Source organism: Ulvibacter sp. 2210JD10-4, assembly GCF_058148525.1.
Map to the genome: position 1 here is coordinate 290,514 of NZ_JBYVJZ010000003.1, position 16,848 is coordinate 307,361.

Annotated in this window: 14 protein-coding genes and 1 tRNA gene; 4 read left to right on the forward strand and 11 right to left on the reverse strand. The window is 36.6% G+C overall.

Annotated elements, in window-relative coordinates:
- The first annotated feature begins 1 nt into the window (after position 1).
- Entirely contained in the window at positions 2-2,638 is a 2,637-nt protein-coding gene (cphA, locus tag ACY2RT_RS09315; RefSeq protein WP_490155640.1) for a cyanophycin synthetase, read from the forward strand.
- Positions 2,639-2,879: 241 nt separating this feature from the next.
- On the opposite strand, the gene ACY2RT_RS09320 is transcribed toward cphA, so the two are convergent.
- The gene (locus ACY2RT_RS09320; protein WP_490155641.1) at positions 2,880-3,890 is read right to left on the reverse strand and encodes a glycosylasparaginase; all 1,011 of its coding nucleotides are present in this window, start codon (positions 3,888-3,890) and stop codon (positions 2,880-2,882) included.
- Between the two features lie 171 nt (positions 3,891-4,061).
- On the opposite strand from ACY2RT_RS09320, the gene ACY2RT_RS09325 reads away from it, so the two are divergent.
- Positions 4,062-5,288 (forward strand): metallophosphoesterase, encoded by a 1,227-nt coding sequence (locus ACY2RT_RS09325; RefSeq protein ID WP_490155642.1) that lies wholly within the window; start codon positions 4,062-4,064, stop codon positions 5,286-5,288.
- Positions 5,289-5,342: 54 nt separating this feature from the next.
- Positions 5,343-5,639 (forward strand): thioredoxin family protein, encoded by a 297-nt coding sequence (locus ACY2RT_RS09330; protein WP_490155643.1) that lies wholly within the window; start codon positions 5,343-5,345, stop codon positions 5,637-5,639.
- A 2-nt stretch (positions 5,640-5,641) separates the two neighbouring features.
- On the opposite strand, the gene ACY2RT_RS09335 is transcribed toward ACY2RT_RS09330, so the two are convergent.
- Entirely contained in the window at positions 5,642-6,277 is a 636-nt protein-coding gene (locus ACY2RT_RS09335) for a polysaccharide deacetylase family protein (RefSeq protein WP_490155644.1), read from the reverse strand.
- 6 nt (positions 6,278-6,283) lie between these two features.
- On the reverse strand, positions 6,284-9,574 hold the full coding sequence (locus ACY2RT_RS09340; protein ID WP_490155645.1) for a protein O-mannosyl-transferase family: 3,291 nt from the start codon (positions 9,572-9,574) through the stop codon (positions 6,284-6,286).
- Between the two features lie 183 nt (positions 9,575-9,757).
- On the opposite strand from ACY2RT_RS09340, the gene ACY2RT_RS09345 reads away from it, so the two are divergent.
- Positions 9,758-9,830: transfer RNA gene (locus ACY2RT_RS09345), tRNA-Gln, on the forward strand.
- A gap of 109 nt (positions 9,831-9,939) precedes the next feature.
- On the opposite strand, the gene hisIE is transcribed toward ACY2RT_RS09345, so the two are convergent.
- The 8 genes from hisIE to hisG are packed head-to-tail and all read right to left on the reverse strand — an operon-like array spanning position 9,940 to position 16,819.
- The gene (gene hisIE / locus ACY2RT_RS09350) at positions 9,940-10,539 is read right to left on the reverse strand and encodes a bifunctional phosphoribosyl-AMP cyclohydrolase/phosphoribosyl-ATP diphosphatase HisIE (RefSeq protein ID WP_490155646.1); all 600 of its coding nucleotides are present in this window, start codon (positions 10,537-10,539) and stop codon (positions 9,940-9,942) included.
- Complete coding sequence (hisF, locus tag ACY2RT_RS09355; RefSeq protein WP_490155647.1) at positions 10,536-11,288, reverse strand: imidazole glycerol phosphate synthase subunit HisF; 753 nt, start codon at positions 11,286-11,288, stop codon at positions 10,536-10,538. The genes hisIE and hisF overlap by 4 nt, the downstream gene beginning before the upstream one ends.
- Positions 11,282-11,995 (reverse strand): 1-(5-phosphoribosyl)-5-[(5-phosphoribosylamino)methylideneamino]imidazole-4-carboxamide isomerase, encoded by a 714-nt coding sequence (gene hisA / locus ACY2RT_RS09360; protein WP_490155648.1) that lies wholly within the window; start codon positions 11,993-11,995, stop codon positions 11,282-11,284. The genes hisF and hisA overlap by 7 nt, the downstream gene beginning before the upstream one ends.
- Positions 11,992-12,570, reverse strand: a complete 579-nt coding sequence (hisH, locus tag ACY2RT_RS09365) for an imidazole glycerol phosphate synthase subunit HisH (protein WP_490155649.1) — start codon at positions 12,568-12,570, stop codon at positions 11,992-11,994. Before hisH ends, hisA begins: the two co-directional genes overlap by 4 nt.
- On the reverse strand, positions 12,567-13,655 hold the full coding sequence (gene hisB, locus ACY2RT_RS09370) for a bifunctional histidinol-phosphatase/imidazoleglycerol-phosphate dehydratase HisB (RefSeq protein ID WP_490155650.1): 1,089 nt from the start codon (positions 13,653-13,655) through the stop codon (positions 12,567-12,569). Before hisB ends, hisH begins: the two co-directional genes overlap by 4 nt.
- A complete protein-coding gene (gene hisC, locus ACY2RT_RS09375) occupies positions 13,652-14,680 on the reverse strand; it encodes a histidinol-phosphate transaminase (protein WP_490155651.1) in 1,029 nt (342 codons plus the stop codon). The genes hisB and hisC overlap by 4 nt, the downstream gene beginning before the upstream one ends.
- A complete protein-coding gene (hisD, locus tag ACY2RT_RS09380) occupies positions 14,673-15,962 on the reverse strand; it encodes a histidinol dehydrogenase (protein ID WP_490155652.1) in 1,290 nt (429 codons plus the stop codon). Before hisD ends, hisC begins: the two co-directional genes overlap by 8 nt.
- A complete protein-coding gene (hisG, locus tag ACY2RT_RS09385; RefSeq protein WP_490155653.1) occupies positions 15,962-16,819 on the reverse strand; it encodes an ATP phosphoribosyltransferase in 858 nt (285 codons plus the stop codon). Before hisG ends, hisD begins: the two co-directional genes overlap by 1 nt.
- Positions 16,820-16,848: the final 29 nt, after the last annotated feature.

The following is a 16,848-nucleotide window of genomic DNA, read 5'->3' on the forward strand; positions in this document are numbered from 1 at the left end:
TATGAAGATACGAGAAATAAATGCCATGCGGGGTCCAAATTACTGGTCTGTTCGTCGCCACAAACTAATTGTAATGGTTTTGGATCTGGAAGAAATGGAAGCCCGTCCTTCTGATAAAATTGACGGTTTTAGAGAACGATTGGAGGCTATGTTTCCTACAATGTATTCGCATCGATGTTCAGTTGGAGAACCCGGCGGATTTTTTCAACGTGTGGAAGAAGGTACATGGATGGGGCATATTATTGAACATATTGCATTAGAGATACAGACACTTGCCGGGATGGACACAGGCTTTGGAAGAACTCGCGGCTATGGTGAAGAAGGCGTTTATAATGTTGTATTCTCTTATATTGAAGAAAATGTAGGCCGTTACGCCGCTAAAGCTTCAGTAAGAATTTGTGAAGCATTAATTTCGGGAGAAGCATATGATCTGGAGCCGGATATTCAGGAAATGAGAGAACTACGTGAAGCAGAGCGCTTAGGCCCCAGTACAGGTTCTATTGTTGAAGAAGCGGCCAGTCGTGGTATTCCATGGATTCGTTTGAATAAATATTCGTTGTGTCAGTTAGGATATGGTGCTAACCAAAAAAGAATCCAGGCGACTGTGACAAGTGAAACCAGTAGTATTGGAGTAGAGTTGGCTTGTGATAAAGAAGATACAAAATACTTACTGGAGCAAGCTGAGGTTGAAGTGCCCAGAGGGGATATTATTAGTAAAGAACGAAGTCTTGAGGAAGCGTGTCGCTATGTTGGCTATCCGTTGGTTATTAAACCTATTGATGGGAATCATGGTAGAGGAATCACGGTAGATATTAATACATACGAAGAAGCACTGGAAGCATTTCATGCAGCAAAAGAAGTCTCCCGAAGAGTCATTGTTGAAAAGTATATAACGGGAGAAGATCATAGGTTATTAGTAATCAATAATGTTTTGGTCGCTGCGGCAAAACGCACACCGGCTCATGTTGTTGGAGATGGGAAATCTACTATCACACAATTAGTAGATAAAGTGAATGAAGACCCTCGTCGTGGTTATGGACATGAAAATGTTTTAACTATGATTACTATAAACGATCTTACCAAAACCATTATCAAAGATGCAGGATATACCGTAGATTCTGTATTGCCAGAAGGTGAGCGATTAATTTTAAAAGACACAGCTAATTTAAGTACTGGAGGTACTGCCGAAGATCTAACCGATATTGTACATCCTGCAAATGTTTCTATGGCAGAACGTATTTCAAAAATAATTGACCTTGACATTTGTGGAATTGATATTATGACAAATGACATTAGCAAGCCACTTTCAGAAACAGGAGGTGCTATTCTGGAAGTAAATGCAGGCCCCGGATTTAGAATGCATTTGGCGCCAACAACAGGATTGCCACGTAATGTAGCTGCCCCGGTGGTGGATAAATTATTTCCGCAGCAAGGAGATACAGGTAGGATTCCTATTATTGCAGTGACTGGAACTAATGGAAAAACTACTACCAGCCGATTGATCGCTCATATAGCTAAAATGAAGGGGTATAGAGTTGGTTATACTACTAGCGATGGTGTATATATTCAAAACAGGCTATTGATGAAAGGTGATTGCACCGGCCCCGCTAGTGCAGAATTTGTCCTAAAAGACCCGACAGTGAATTTTGCCGTACTGGAATGTGCCCGTGGCGGAATGCTACGTGCCGGGCTAGGTTTTGGCAATTGTGATATTGCGGTGGTAACCAATGTAGCTGCAGATCACTTAGGTTTAAAGGGAATTCATACCGTTGAGCAATTAGCGAAAGTAAAAGGGGTTGTGCCGGAAACCGTTTTACCGGATGGCTATGCTATTTTGAATGCTGATGATGATCTGGTCTATGACATGCGAAGAGGAATTGACTGTAATTTAGCATTGTTCTCCATGGATGAGAATAATCCAAGGGTACAAGCATTACAGCGTAAAGGAGGAATTACTGCCATCTACGAGAATGGTTATGTTACTTTATGCCGGGGTGCTTGGAAGATGCGTATTATGAAAGCAGAAAATATTCCGTTGACGTATGGAGGAAAAGCAACATTTATGATTCAGAACGTACTGGCTGCTGTGCTGGCTGCTAACATAAGAGGAATAAGTATCGAAGACATGAAAGCAGCTTTAGAAACCTTTATTCCTTCAGCATCGCAAACACCAGGAAGGCTGAATTTATTTGAATTTGAGAATTTTAAGATCTTATTGGATTACGCACACAATCCTGCCGGAATGAGAGCACTTCAGGAGTTTACAGATTCATTGGAATGTACTGTCAAAGTTGGGATTATAGCAGGTATAGGTGATAGGCGTAAAGAGGACAATAATGAAATGGGTCGTATAGCTGCTGAGATGTTCGATGAGATTATTATTCGTCAGGATAAACGCTTACGTGGTAAAACAGAAGAAGAATTGATTAAAATGCTGGATGATGGAATTAAAATGAAGGATCCAAGTAAAAAGACCACTATTATTCCTTCCGAAAAAGAGGCAATTACCTATGCTGTAAATAATGCAAAAAAGGGATCACTTATCGTCCTATGCAGTGATGTAATTCCAGATGCATTGGACCTCGTAACAAAGTTCAAGGAACAAGAGGCAAGTGGCGAAGTGGTATTTGCAAAATAATTAAATCAACAGATCAATTTCTGTATGATATAAAAATAGAAGAGCCATCACAAAAGTGATGGCTCTTCGCCCCAAATTTGATCGATAACCCAGGTTATCAACCTACTTATGTAGTACAAAACTACAAAAATTATTTGTTGCTGCCATTTTTTAAGAAAACTATAAGACTTCTTTTCAGTCGGCAAGAGGTTTGTAAAACTCTTTCTGTCAGTTTTTTATATTTAAAAACAAAGACAACTTACTACACTTTATTATAGTAATCCACAGGGGTATTCTCATTAGTATTGTTTTGATATTTAGTTATTGAAAACCCTTCATGAATACAATATGCACCTGTTTCTCCCTGTTTGTTCATGGCAATATATCCTACCTGAAAATCTTCAATATTTGGACTTTTTTTAATGATACGTGTTATAGCTTCTTCACATGCTTCCTGGGGCGTTTTTCCTTGCCTCATAAGTTCAACAATTAAAAAACTCCCAACAGTTTTTAGAACTTCTTCGCCCATACCGGTAGCAGTTGCGCCTCCTACCTCATTATCTATAAATAAACCCGAGCCAATAATGGGAGAATCCCCTACACGCCCTGCCATTTTATAAGCCAGACCACTGGTAGTGCATCCTCCAGAGATATCTCCATTTTTATCAATAGCAAGCATTCCTATAGTGTCGTGGTTCTCTATATTGATAATAGGTTTGTATTTGGATGTTTTTTTCCATTCTTCCCACTTTTTTTTGGAAGTTTCAGTTAGTAAGTTTTCTCTTTTAAAACCTTCCAAAATTGCAAATTCCTCTGCTCCTTTTCCTGCTAGAATTACATGAGGGGTTTCTTCCATGACCTTACGCGCTACCGAAATAGGGTGAACAATATTTTGCATACATACTACCGCTCCGTAATTCCCTTCTTTATTCATAATACAGGCATCAAGAGTAACATTACCATCTCTATCCGGCAAACCTCCAAGCCCTACAGATTGCCCTTTGGCATTCGCTTCTTCTATCATGCACCCTTTTTCAACAGCATCAAGAGCAGATTTACCGTTTTGGATCACTTCCCAGGCTTTTGCAGTAGCATTAGGGACGTTCCAAGTTGCAATAACTATTGGAAATGCTTCTTTAGCAACTATTGTTGCCATATTGTTTTCTTCTGAAGGTTTTTCGGAAGAAGTTTCTTTACATCCTAAAGTTGCAGCACCTGCAACTACCCCCAAACCGGTGAGTGATGCATTCTGAATAAATTTTCTACGTTTCATAAATGGTTGATTATTTGAACGACTAATAAATAATGGGGAAACCTGAGTTACGGATGGACATTTTGTTTGCAACTCTTTTCAAAGCTGAAAAGATACGAAAATCGTTAAAAAAAAGTGAATGCCTGTTTTCAGCTTTTTGAAAGGTAGTATCTTTAAAACCAAGTAAGAACTATGCGTTGGATTATTTTTATTGTCGTTTATATTTTAATTGACCTGTATGCGTTTCAGGCATTAAAAACAATTACTAAAAACCCTTGGATACAATGGATCTATGCCATTGCTTCGGTAGGAATTCTTCTGGCATTTATTTATCAGATTACTTATGGTAATTCTACACGGACCATGTCACCGGAGCGGATGTATGTGTTTGGTCTCTTTTTAGCGGTTTTTATTCCAAAACTACTACTTATCGTTTTTATGTTTGGAGAAGATATTGTAAGAGTTTCTGTTGGAACTTTTTCTAAAATCGCAGGGAGTGACGAAGGATTTTACCTTCCTTCCCGGAGAAAATTTATAAGCACTCTTGCCTTAACTATTGCTGCAATTCCTTTTACTTCACTGCTTTATGGAATGTATAAAGGAAAGTATAATTACAAAGTATTGAAATATACGTTGGAGTTTGATGACCTTCCCGAAGCTTTTGACGGATATACTATAACACAACTAAGTGATATTCATAGTGGTAGTTTTGACAATGCTAAGAAAGTAAAATATGCAGTAAATTTAGTAAATGAGCAAAAGAGTGATGTTATATTATTTACAGGCGATCTGGTAAATAATTTAGCAGAAGAAATGAATAATTGGAAAGAAGAGTTTTCAACATTAAATGCTAAGGACGGTGTTTTTTCGGTGTTGGGGAACCACGATTATGGCGATTATGTACAATGGGGGTCTGAAGCTGAAAAAGCTAAAAACTTTTCAGATTTAAAAACTTTGCAACATGAAATGGGTTGGGACTTATTACTAAACGAAAGCCGATACCTGGAAAGGAATGGAGAACGTATTGCGTTGATAGGTGTTGAAAACTGGGGTGCAGGGGGTTTTAAAAAGGCAGGAGACCTTGATAAAGCTTGTAATAATATTGCAAAAGAAGATTTTAAAATATTAATGAGCCACGATCCATCACATTGGCAAGCGCAAGTAAAAGAAGATGATAGAAATTTTCATCTTACTTTAAGCGGGCATACACATGGTATGCAATTTGGCATTGAAATTCCCGGCTGGTTTAAATGGAGCCCTGTAAAATACAGATATGAAAATTGGGCTGGGATTTATGAGGAGTTTGGGCGCTATATTAATGTAAATAGGGGATTTGGCTTTATAGGCTATCCGGGGCGTGTTGGAATTTGGCCTGAGATTACAGTAATCCAACTTAAAAAACGTCGCAATATCGCTTAATTTATGGGAAATGCTATATTTGTAGTACAATTGTTCAAGTAACACTTTAGATAGATGTCAAAATTTGGAGAATTAATAGAAACCCGAGTTCCTGTTTTGCTGGATTTTTATGCTGAATGGGATGAAGCATGTGAAGGCATGCATCCAGTACTTCGGGATGTTGCCGCTGCTTTGGGAGATAAAGCGAGGGTGATTAAAATTGATGTTGAAAAAAACAAAGAACTCGCTGAAGCACTTAGGGTAAAGGGCTTGCCAACATTAATGATCTATAAGAATGGTGAAATGAAATGGCGCCAAAGTGGGGAGCAAGATGCCAATACTTTAATTGGATTGGTAAAAGAGTTTGTATAGTGTTATACTATAGCTTCACATTTCCATCCTTTATTTGAAACATATTCCAGCACTTTTGGTAATGTAAATCTCAGCTTTTTTTCGGCTTTTAAACTGTCGTGAAAAACCACAATACTTCCGGGCCGTATGTTATTTAATACATTTTTCAAACACTTTTCTTCAGAAATAGAAATATCAAAATCGGCACTGAGGACATCCCACATTATTATTTTGTATCCCTTTTTTTGCAATGATTTGGATTGTTTTGTTGTAAGTTTTCCGTAAGGAGGGCGAAAAAGGAGCGAACGACTTTCTATTGACCCTATTACCTCTTCAGTTTTTAAAATATTTTTGACATAGAGTGAAACGTTTGTTTTCCATCCATTTAAATGATTGAAAGTATGATTCCCAACCGAATGTCCTTCTTCTATAATTTGTTCCAAAATGTTTGTATGTTTCTTACAATTATCACCAATACAAAAAAAAGTAGCTTTAGCGTTGTATTTCTCTAATACACTCAAGACCCATGGGGTAACTTGTGGGATAGGGCCATCGTCAAAAGTGAGATAAATGATGTCAGTGGAATTGGGAAAAGCCCAGATTCGTCTACGGAAAATCCATTGTACAAATTTGGGTGTTTTTACCAAATAAGGTTTCATTACATATTAATTTTCAGCTTCAATTGCTTCTAGTAGTGCCGAATCTAATATGGTTTGTAAAGAGTCTTCAGCCGGGCTTTTTTTATCGACATCTACACCTTCACTTTCATCATAGAAATGGCGGAACATTTTTAAATTACTATTAAATTTCGCAGCTTCTTTACGTGCGTATTCTTCAGTATCCATTACAATTAAGATATCTACCAAGCTGCGGTAGCGTTCCATATTGCTAATTATTTCATCGGCGAGAGAATATTGCCTTTTAATCTTCATTCCACTGAAATAGAGCAAAAACTCCTGATATTTTTTAGAGACTTTTTCGTATACCTCTCTAGCTTTCTCCGGCTTGTCAACTTCATAATATCCTAAAACATAAGGTTCTAAAAGAGAATAATATTCAAATTCATCGACAGGCATTTTTTCCATTGCCAGATCCAAGATCTTTTCGGCTTTTTCTTTTTTCCCTTCATTAATAAGTGTTTCGGCAAGCCTTGCAAGATTGCTTCGGTACGTAATACCATTTCGGCGCGTCTCGGTATCGTGGTAAATGTCCGGGTTTCCACTGTTCCCCCAATCCCAGCTCATAACAATATCATACATTTTATCACTGTCAATACGTCCCATATCAAATGGGTTTCTTCTGTCTACTTCAGTTCTAATAGGGACCAATTTGTAAACCACCCCTTCTAATTGAAGGTAGTCTTTCATCCATAAATAATCATCGTCACCAAATGCACCACCGCTAAAATAAATAGGGCGTTCCCAATCATTATTAGCGACAACGTCAAGCATCATCATTCGGTTTTTATAAATAACATCACCTTTTAGGACAATATCTATATAGGGCACTATTTTATCTGCATCTTTTTGAGCAACAATCCCGTTTCGTAACACCGCTTCCTTATCAACAGGGATACGAATAATTTTGGAAGGGAACGTGTTGGCCATATGTCCACTTTGTAGTTCAACTTTGGTCGCCTGGCTATCATTTCCTACCCAATTCATCCAGGTCTTTATGTCGATAGTATCTTGTTTGGTTTCCTGAAAGAAAAGAAAATCTCTCGTCCCGAACCGATACTTATCATGGGTAAGTTGCGAAGGGATAGGGTCACTGGTGAACGCCTTCTTTTTCATATCATCGATATACCAATCTGTTTGAAAGAGGCTGGTATTCACGATCCGGACATCTTGCCGGTAGCCTTCAATATTTTGGATATACCATAGTGCAAAGGTATCGTTGTCGCCAATAGTAAAGAGTATTGCATTTTCATCACAGGAGTCTAAATACATTTTACCCATAGATTGCGCCGTGTAACGATCAGACCTATCATGATCATCCCAGTTTTGAGTTGCCAAAAGAACAGGTGCTGCCAAAGTAGTTACGACCAAAACAATGGGGATTGCCAATTTGGGTTTTATTACATCTTTTAAAACTTCATATAATGCATAGACACCAAAGCCAATCCACATGGCAAAAACATAAAAAGAACCTACCAATGCGTAATCCCTTTCCCGTGGCTCAAAAGGCCTTTCGTTAAGATATACTTTTAAGGCCAAGCCAGTAAAAAGGAAAAACACCAGCAATACCCAAAAACTTTTCATATCGTTTTTAGCATGAAATACAAGACCAAGAATTCCAAGAATAAGAGGGAGGAAATAGTAGGTATTTCGCGCTTTGTTGTATTCCATATCACTTGGCAAATTATCTTGAGACCCCAGACGTAATTCATCAACAAATTTGATTCCGCTTATCCAGTTGCCATGTAGGTCTGTGTATTGTCCTTGCACGTCGTCCTGTCTTCCTGAGAAATTCCACATAAAATACCGCCAATACATATATCCAAATTGATATTCGAACATAAAATTTATGTTTTGCCAGAAAGAAGGTTTTTCAATATTTAGAAAGGGACTAAAATCTTGTAGGAATGAATTATAGTCTTCACTATCTACCAAGCCTTTGGCATTTGCCTCTCTAAAGGCATTTACTTCATCAATAAGTCGCTGTTCTCCCCGGTATTCCCTTTTAATATTGAAATTTAAGCCATTGGTAAATTCTAAATAGTTTGCATTGTGTTCTAAACTCCACATTCGGGGTAGGATAGCTTTATGTGCATCATCTGTATTCTGACTTGCATTTTTGTATTGGTTTACAATGACATATTTTCCAGCTTTTTTATCTTTTTCGTATTTAGGCTTGTCATCCTTATATGGATTATTTGGGTCTAACCCGGCATAGGTTTCAGTAAATAGGGGGCCATAAAACAAATGTGTTTCCGGATATTGCTCACGATTATAATAGGCTAAAAGCTCACGGGCATTGTTCGGGTTATTTTCATTAATAACCGTTCCTGCATTGGCACGAATAGGAAGCATTAACCAACTGGAGAATCCTATAAAAATGAATAGTACACAGAGTAATAGTGTATTAAATTGAGTATAGCCTTTTTTTCGGGTATAACGTAATCCAAAATAAAACAAAGCAACAAAAATTAGGCCTGCTATAAAGGTTCCGGAGTTAAAAGGAAGGCCTATGCTGTTAATGAAGAATAACTCTGAAGCACTAAAGAACTTCATTGTCATTGGCAATAATAGCTTAAAGATGAAAAGTAAAATCGCCACGACCACCACATTTGCAATGATGAAATTTTTAGCAGTAATTTTTTTAGTATTCTTAAAATAATACAGGAAGCCAATTGCAGGAATTGTCAATAATCCCATAAAGTGAACTCCAAAAGATAATCCAATTAAAAAAGCTATTAATATTACCCAACGGTCACCACGAGGGGTGTTCATTTCCCGTTCCCAACGCAAGGCTGAATAGAATAATACGGACATAATAAAGGCTGCGGCGGCATAGACCTCAGCTTCTACTGCATTAAACCAAAAACTATCGGTAAAAGCAAAAGCAAGAGCACCAACAGCAGCACTTCCTAAGATTGCAACGGCATTATTTTTTGATAATTCTTGGTGCTTTGATACTACAATCCTTAACAAAATAGTGAGTGACCAGAACATAAATAGTATGGTAAAAGCACTTGCAAAAACAGACATTAAATTAATGGTCATCGCAATATTGGAAGCTTCCATTGCAAAAATCGAGAAGAAGGCTCCTAGCAATTGGTATAACGGTGCTCCGGGGGGGTGTCCTACTTCCAGATTGCTAGCTGTTGTAATATATTCACCTGCATCCCAAAAACTAGCAGTAGGCTCTACTGTAAGCCAATAGGTAAGTAATGCCACAGCAAAGACAAACCATCCTAAAATATTATTCCATTTGTTGAAGTTAAAGGAACCCATATATGCTTATAATTTTAGTTGGGACGAATTTACTAATAATATAGATAGCCCCAAGGCTGAAATATGACTAACGTATTTTTAAGCGATCATATTTTGTTGAGTGCTACTGAAAAAAGGTTTTTTTGAAGAAAAATGTTTGTACAAGACAAAGTTTGTGTTAAATTTGCACCCGCATTATGGTATTGGCCCATGGTGTAACTGGCAACACGTCTGGTTTTGGTCCAGAAGAGTCTAGGTTCGAGCCCTAGTGGGCCAACTGCGAAACCCTTAGAGTTTATATGCTCTGAGGGTTTTTTATTTAGTTGGGTCGCACAAATTAGGATATGATATGGCTTATTTTGATACAGTGAACATGTATTATTCGCTTAACCTTCTGTGCCTTTTCGTCTTTTTTCTAAAACGGCTTCTATCTCTTCAAATGTAAAGCCTTTTGCTTTAAGCAATATCAGGTAGTGGTACAATAAATCTGCTGCCTCGTTTTTGAAGAGATCTCCATTATTGTCTTTTGCTTCAATGACTAACTCCACTGCTTCTTCACCTACTTTTTGAGCTACTTTATTAATACCTCTTTTGAAAAGCTTATTGGTGTATGAATTCTCATCATTATTATCAATTCTTTGATTGATGGTAGCTTGTAAATCATAAATAAATCCTTTAACTGTTTCTTCTTTAAAACAAGAAGTACTGCCTGTATGACAAGTTGGTCCTAAAGGGTTAGCTTTGATCAAAATGGTATCGTTATCACAGTCGATTTGAATATCAACAACTTCTAAAAAGTTACCTGATTCTTCTCCTTTGGTCCAAAGGCGGTTTTTACTTCTACTAAAAAGAGTAACTCTGTTTTCAGCTTTTGTTTTGGTAAAAGCTTCTTCATTCATATACGCTAGCATAAGTACTTGTAATGTATTGTTGTTTTGAATAACTACTGGTACTAATCCGTTTTCTTTTGTAAAATCTACGTTCATCGCATTGCAATTTTTTCTATTCTTAGATAGTTTTTTAATTCTGGTATTGATATTTCAGCATAATGAAAAATGCTTGCTGCCAAACCTCCTGTAGCTCCAGTTTTCTCAAATACATCTTTAAAGTGCTGTTTGCTTCCTGCTCCACCCGAAGCAATTACTGGAATGTTAACCGTTTCCGAGACTTCATTAGTTATACCCAATGCAAATCCACTCTTTGTTCCATCATTATTCATAGAAGTTAAGAGGATTTCACCAGCTCCTAAATCTTCTACTTGCTTTGCCCATTCAACAGTGTTTAGTGAAGTAGGAGTTCTTCCACCATTTACAAAAACCTTCCATTTATTATCTTCAAACTTAGTATCAATAGCAATTATAAGGCATTGGCTGCCAAACTCTTTAGCGATCTCTTTCACCAATTTTGGTCGTTTAGAAGCTGAAGAATTTATACTCACTTTGTCAGCTCCGGCTTTAATTAAATTGCTTACGTCCTTAACTGAGCTAATTCCACCACCTACGGTAAACGGAATATTAATTTCTTTAGCAATTCGCTTTACCAAATCAATTAATGTTTTACGATTTTCAATAGTTGCAGTAATGTCTAAAAATACTAGTTCATCCGCTCCTTGCTCAACATATTGTTTAGCTAGCTCGATGGGATCTCCTGCATCTTTGATATCTATAAAGTTGATTCCTTTTACTGTTCGCTCATCTTTGATGTCTAAACAAGGTATTATTCTCTTTTTTAACATAGCTCTTGTAATTGAGTTAATGTAATTTTTCTTTCGTAAAATGCTTTGCCTATAATAGCTCCTTCACAGCCCATTTCTTTCAATTGAATTAAATCATTGATATTAGAAACTCCACCACTTGCTATTAGCTTTATGTTGGTTTCAGTTATTATTTCATTATACAATTCGTTAGATGTTCCTTGTAACATTCCATCTTTAGCAATATCGGTACAGATAATATAGCTTACTCCTTCTTGTTCGTATTGTTTAATAAAATCAACTACATCTAATTCAGATGTTTCTAACCAGCCTGAAGTGACAATTTTTCGATTGCTGCAATCGGCACCTAATATTATTTTATCGTTGCCATATTTGGCTAACCACTTTTTAAAAGTATTTGGCTTTTTTACAGCAATACTACCTCCAGTTATTTGGTTAGCACCACTTTCAAAAGCAATTCTTAAATCTTTATCAGATTTTAGACCACCTCCAAAATCAACTTTCAAGTTGGTTCTAGTACAAATACTTTCAAGAACTTTGTAATTTACAATGTGTTGCGATTTCGCACCGTCCAAGTCCACCAAGTGTAAATACTCTATTCCATTGTCTTCAAGTGTTTTAGCAACATCTAAAGGGTTTTCGCTATACACCTTTTTGGTATAATAATCACCTTTAGAGAGCCTTACACATTTACCTTCTATAATATCTATTGCCAGTATTATTCTCATAGTTCTAGAAAATTCTTCAAAATTTGTTCTCCAACTCCAGCCGATTTTTCTGGGTGAAATTGAGTAGCGTAAAAATTATCTTTTTGTAATGCTGCACTAAATGGTTTGATGTAATTACAAGTAGCTACTGTGTCTTTACATTGCTCAGCATAATAACTATGGACATAGTAAACATCATCATTAATATTTACAGCTTTAAACAGTTCCCCACTAAAGTTTTCAAAATTGTTCCATCCCATGTGTGGTACTTTTTCTTCAGGTGGGAACAATTTTACTTCCGTATCAAAAATGCCTAAGCATTTTGTTTTTCCTTCTTCTGTGCTTTTACACATGAGCTGTAGTCCTAAACAAATACCTAAGAAGGGTTGAGTTATGGAACCAATTATTTCGTTCAATTTTCTTTCTTTTAAGTATTCCATGGCAGAACTTGCTTCACCAACACCAGGAAAAATCACTTTGTCTGCAGTATAAATGGTTACTACATCATTAGTAATTACACTCTCATAACCCAATCTGTTCAAAGCATTTTGAACTGATAGGATGTTTCCTGCATTGTATTTTATTATTGCAATCATATTGCACCTTTTGTACTTGGAATACTATAGTTGCCAGTTTTACTTACTGCTATTTTTAAAGCTTTTGCAAAAGCTTTAAAAATAGCTTCAATTTTGTGGTGTTCATTGTCACCCTCTCCTTTGATGTTGAGGTTACATTTAGCTGAGTCGCTAAACGATTTGAAGAAGTGCATGAACATTTCTGTAGGCATTTCTCCAATCATTTCACGTTTGAAATCAGCTTCCCAAACCAACCAGGATCTGCCTCCAAAATCAATAGCTACTTGAGCTAGACAATCGTCCATTGGTAATAAGAAACCATAACGCTCAATTCCTTTCTTACTTCCCAATGCTTTTAAGAATGCATCTCCCAAAGTAATAGCAACATCCTCAATGGTGTGGTGTTCATCGATTTTCAAATCACCTTTTGCAGCAATTTCTAAATCTAAATTTCCGTGCTTGGCAACTTGTTCCAACATATGGTCAAAGAAACCTATTCCTGTATCTAATCTAGATTGTCCGTTCCCATCTAGGTTAACAGTAATTTTAATATCAGTTTCTTTGGTTTTTCTGGTAATAGTGGCTTTTCTGGGAATTGCTTTTAAGTAGTTATAGATGTCTGTCCAGCTTATTGTACTCAATACAGCATCTTCGTTTCCTTCTCCAATAAAAATTCCTTGTGCTTTTAAGTTGGTAGCCAATTCAATATCTGTGGCTCTATCGCCAATTACATAAGAGTTTGTTAAATCATATTCACCATAAATATATTGGTTGAGCAAACCTGTTCTTGGTTTGCGAGTAGGAGCATTATCTTCTGGAAAACTTTTGTCAATTAAGATTTCTTTGAACTCAACTCCTTCATTTTTAAAGGCCTGAATAATTTTATTTTGAGCAGGCCAAAAAGTATCTTCAGGAAAAGAGTCTGTTCCTAAACCATCTTGATTGGTAACCATTACGAGTTCATAATCTAGCTCAGCTGCTATTTTAGGTAACCCTTGAAATACACCAGGGTAAAACTCTAGTTTTTCTAGACTATCTAACTGATAATTAACAGGTGGTTCCTGGACCAATGTCCCGTCTCTGTCTATAAATAATACTTTCTTCATTGTATATTCTTTAAAGCTTTTAATAATTCATTGTTATCCTCAGGTGTTCCCACTGAAATTCTAATACAGTTTTGTACTTGCTTACTTCTGTTTCTGGTAATGATTTGCTGAGCTACTAAGGTGCTGTACACATTATCAGCATTATCTACTTCCAGCAGTAAGAAGTTTGCGTCAGAAGGATAAATTTTTTTAACTAAGTCTATTTCTTGGAGCTCGGTTTTTAATCGTTCTTTTTCATCTAAAATAATGGCTAACATATCTTTATAAGTTTTATAGTTATCAAGTACATCAATAGCTGCTTGTTGATTCATTTTACTCACATTGTAAGGTGGTTTTACTTTGTTGTAAAGTGATATTACTTCTTGGTTTGCGTAAACTGTTCCCACTCTTGCGGCAGCTAATCCCCAAGCTTTGCTGAATGTCTGACTAACCATTAAATTGTTATATTGATTAATTGAACCGATTAACGATTGTTCTTCAGCAAAATCAATATAGGCCTCATCAATAATCACAATTCCATTAAAGTTGTTGAGGATAAACTCAATATCCCTTTTGTTCATTAAATTGCCTGTAGGATTGTTGGGTGAACAGATAAAAATCAACTTAATACTGTTATCATTTAAGAAAGGCTTTACCTTCTCCAAATCAATTTGGAAGTTTTGATTTAAAGTGACTTTTAACAACTCCACATTGTTAATGGCAGCAGAAACATCATACATTCCGTAAGTAGGGGAGAAAGTAAGTGCTTTATCAAATCCTGGGTTACAGAATATTCTAAAGGCCAAATCAATTACTTCATCACTTCCATTGCCAATAAAAATGTTGTTGGTATTTACACCTTTTAAAGTTGTCAACTTTTTTTTAAGCTCCTTTTGGTAAGGATCTGGATAACGGTTTAGCTCTCCATAAGGATTTTCATTGGCATCTAAGAAAATACCTTCCTGACCCTTAAATTCATCTCTAGCATTGGAGTAGGGCTTCATTTCTAAAATGTTGGAACGAACTATGTTTTCTATATTAATCATTGTTGATTTCTTTTAATCTAATACTAACAGCGTTTTTGTGTGCTATTAATTCTTCAGCTTCGGCCATTACTTCTATGGCTTTGCCAATATTGTTAATGCCTTCTTTGGTCAGTTCTTGATAAGTGATTTTCTTAACAAAACTGTCTAAAGAAACACCACTGTAGTTTTTTGCAAAGCCGTTAGTTGGCAGGGTATGGTTGGTTCCACTTGCGTAATCTCCGGCAGATTCACAACTGTAATTGCCTAAAAAAACTGAACCAGCATTGGTAATTCTATTCGCAAACTGATTTGCATTTTCCGAAGCAATTATTAAGTGCTCTGGCGCATAACTATTACTAAATTCAGCACACTCGGCAATGTTGTTTAAAACAATGGCTTTACTATTAGCTAAGGCCTTTAGTGCTATCTCTTTTCTTGGCAACAGCTCTATTTGTTTTTCGACTTCAACTAAGCATTGTTCAACGATTTTCTCATTGTTGCTCAATAAGATGACCTGACTATCAGTTCCGTGCTCAGCTTGAGATAGTAAATCAGCTGCTACAAAAGCTGGTTTGCAAGTGTCATCAGCGATTACTAAAACTTCACTTGGACCGGCTGGTATATCGATAGCTACTCCAGCTTGTTGCACCAATTCTTTGGCTTTGGTTACGTATTGATTACCAGGGCCAAAAATTTTGTAAACCTGCGGTATGGTCTCTGTGCCATAAGCCATAGCAGCAATAGCTTGTGCGCCACCTGCTTTGTAAATTTTACTAATGCCCACCAGATTGGCTGTATACAAAATAGCAGCATTAATTTCTTCATTTTTGTTTGGAGGTGTACAAAGAACCAACTCCTTACAGTTCACTATTTGAGCTGGAATACCTAACATTAAGATGGTAGAAAATAAAGGAGCACTTCCACCTGGGATGTACAATCCCACTTTTTCAATGGCTACTGATTTTCTCCAGCACTTTACACCGGGAGTAGTCTCTACTACTTCCTCTTGGATTTGTTGAGCTTTGTGAAAAACGGTAATGTTGTTGTAAGCCAATTGAATAGCATCTTTCAACTCTTGAGAAACTTGCTTAATTGCGTTATTAATTTCTTCTTTTGTAACAGTAAGGCTGTTCAGCTCTATTCCATCAAACATACTTGCATATTTGGTTAATGATTTGTCTCCGTTTTGTTTTACATCATTAACAATTGATCTTACTGCTTGGGTAAGTTCCTCTTCATTAATAACGGGGCGCTGAGTAAGTTCTGACCATTGTTCTTTATTTGGGTTATTGTAAATTTTCATTAGATCACCATTTTATCAATTGGTACAATTAAAATATCTTCTGCTCCTGTAGCTTTTAGCTCATCTATTACTTCCCAAAACTGTGTTTCGTCAATTACTGAGTGTAAGGAACTCCAGCCTTTTTCTGCCAATGGTAAAAGTGTAGGACTTTTTAATACAGGTAAAATTTGGCTTACAGAATCAATGTTTTCATTGGGGACATTCATTAAGATGTATTTGCTGTTCTTGGCTCTTAAAACGGCTTTAATTCTGAATACTAACTTTTCTAGGATTGCTTCTTTCTCTGGTGTAAGCTGTAGGGATTTAACCAATACGGCTTCTGATTTTAAGACGACTTGTGTTTCTCTTAGTCCGTTTTTGAATAGGGTACTTCCGGAGCTCACAATATCACAAATAGCATCCGCTAAACCAATGTTTGGTGCAATTTCTACCGAACCAGAAATGGTGTGTATTTCTGCGGAAATGTTGTTTTTATTTAAGTACGATTGTAATGTAACAGGGTATGAAGTTGCTATCTTTTTTCCGTTTAAGTAAGTTATGGAATTATCTTCCACCTCTTTTGGAATGGCTAATGAAACTCGGCATTTGGATAATCCTAGTTTCTCGACAACTTCAACTTTCTTTTGCTTTTCTACCAATAGATTTTCGCCAACTATCGCAATATCAGCTGTACCATCTTCTAAGTATTGAGGAATGTCTGAATTGCGGAGATATAAAATCTCCATTGGAAAATTGTCTACTACTACTTTTAGCTGGTCTTTCCCGTTGTTTATGGCAATGCCACAATCTTTTAAGAGCTTTAACGAATCTTCGTTTAGTCTTCCGTTTTTTTGAACTGCAATTTTTAGTTTACTCATTTTTGTTTTTAATAGTCTGAGTAAACCTT

What these genes read in the sequence shown, in the direction of transcription:
- ACY2RT_RS09330 (WP_490155643.1), top strand. Translation starts at nt 5,343, where the DNA reads ATGTCAAAATTTGGAGAATTAATAGAAACCCGAGTTCCTGTTTTGCTG.
- ACY2RT_RS09320 (WP_490155641.1), bottom strand. Translation starts at nt 3,890, where the DNA reads ATGAAACGTAGAAAATTTATTCAGAATGCATCACTCACCGGTTTGGGG.
- ACY2RT_RS09335 (WP_490155644.1), bottom strand. Translation starts at nt 6,277, where the DNA reads ATGAAACCTTATTTGGTAAAAACACCCAAATTTGTACAATGGATTTTC.
- hisH (WP_490155649.1), bottom strand. Translation starts at nt 12,570, where the DNA reads ATGATTGCAATAATAAAATACAATGCAGGAAACATCCTATCAGTTCAA.
- hisA (WP_490155648.1), bottom strand. Translation starts at nt 11,995, where the DNA reads ATGAGAATAATACTGGCAATAGATATTATAGAAGGTAAATGTGTAAGG.
- hisIE (WP_490155646.1), bottom strand. Translation starts at nt 10,539, where the DNA reads ATGAACGTAGATTTTACAAAAGAAAACGGATTAGTACCAGTAGTTATT.
- hisD (WP_490155652.1), bottom strand. Translation starts at nt 15,962, where the DNA reads ATGAAAATTTACAATAACCCAAATAAAGAACAATGGTCAGAACTTACT.
- cphA (WP_490155640.1), top strand. Translation starts at nt 2, where the DNA reads ATGAAGATACGAGAAATAAATGCCATGCGGGGTCCAAATTACTGGTCT.
- ACY2RT_RS09325 (WP_490155642.1), top strand. Translation starts at nt 4,062, where the DNA reads ATGCGTTGGATTATTTTTATTGTCGTTTATATTTTAATTGACCTGTAT.
- hisF (WP_490155647.1), bottom strand. Translation starts at nt 11,288, where the DNA reads ATGTTAAAAAAGAGAATAATACCTTGTTTAGACATCAAAGATGAGCGA.
- hisG (WP_490155653.1), bottom strand. Translation starts at nt 16,819, where the DNA reads ATGAGTAAACTAAAAATTGCAGTTCAAAAAAACGGAAGACTAAACGAA.
- hisC (WP_490155651.1), bottom strand. Translation starts at nt 14,680, where the DNA reads ATGATTAATATAGAAAACATAGTTCGTTCCAACATTTTAGAAATGAAG.
- hisB (WP_490155650.1), bottom strand. Translation starts at nt 13,655, where the DNA reads ATGAAGAAAGTATTATTTATAGACAGAGACGGGACATTGGTCCAGGAA.
- ACY2RT_RS09340 (WP_490155645.1), bottom strand. Translation starts at nt 9,574, where the DNA reads ATGGGTTCCTTTAACTTCAACAAATGGAATAATATTTTAGGATGGTTT.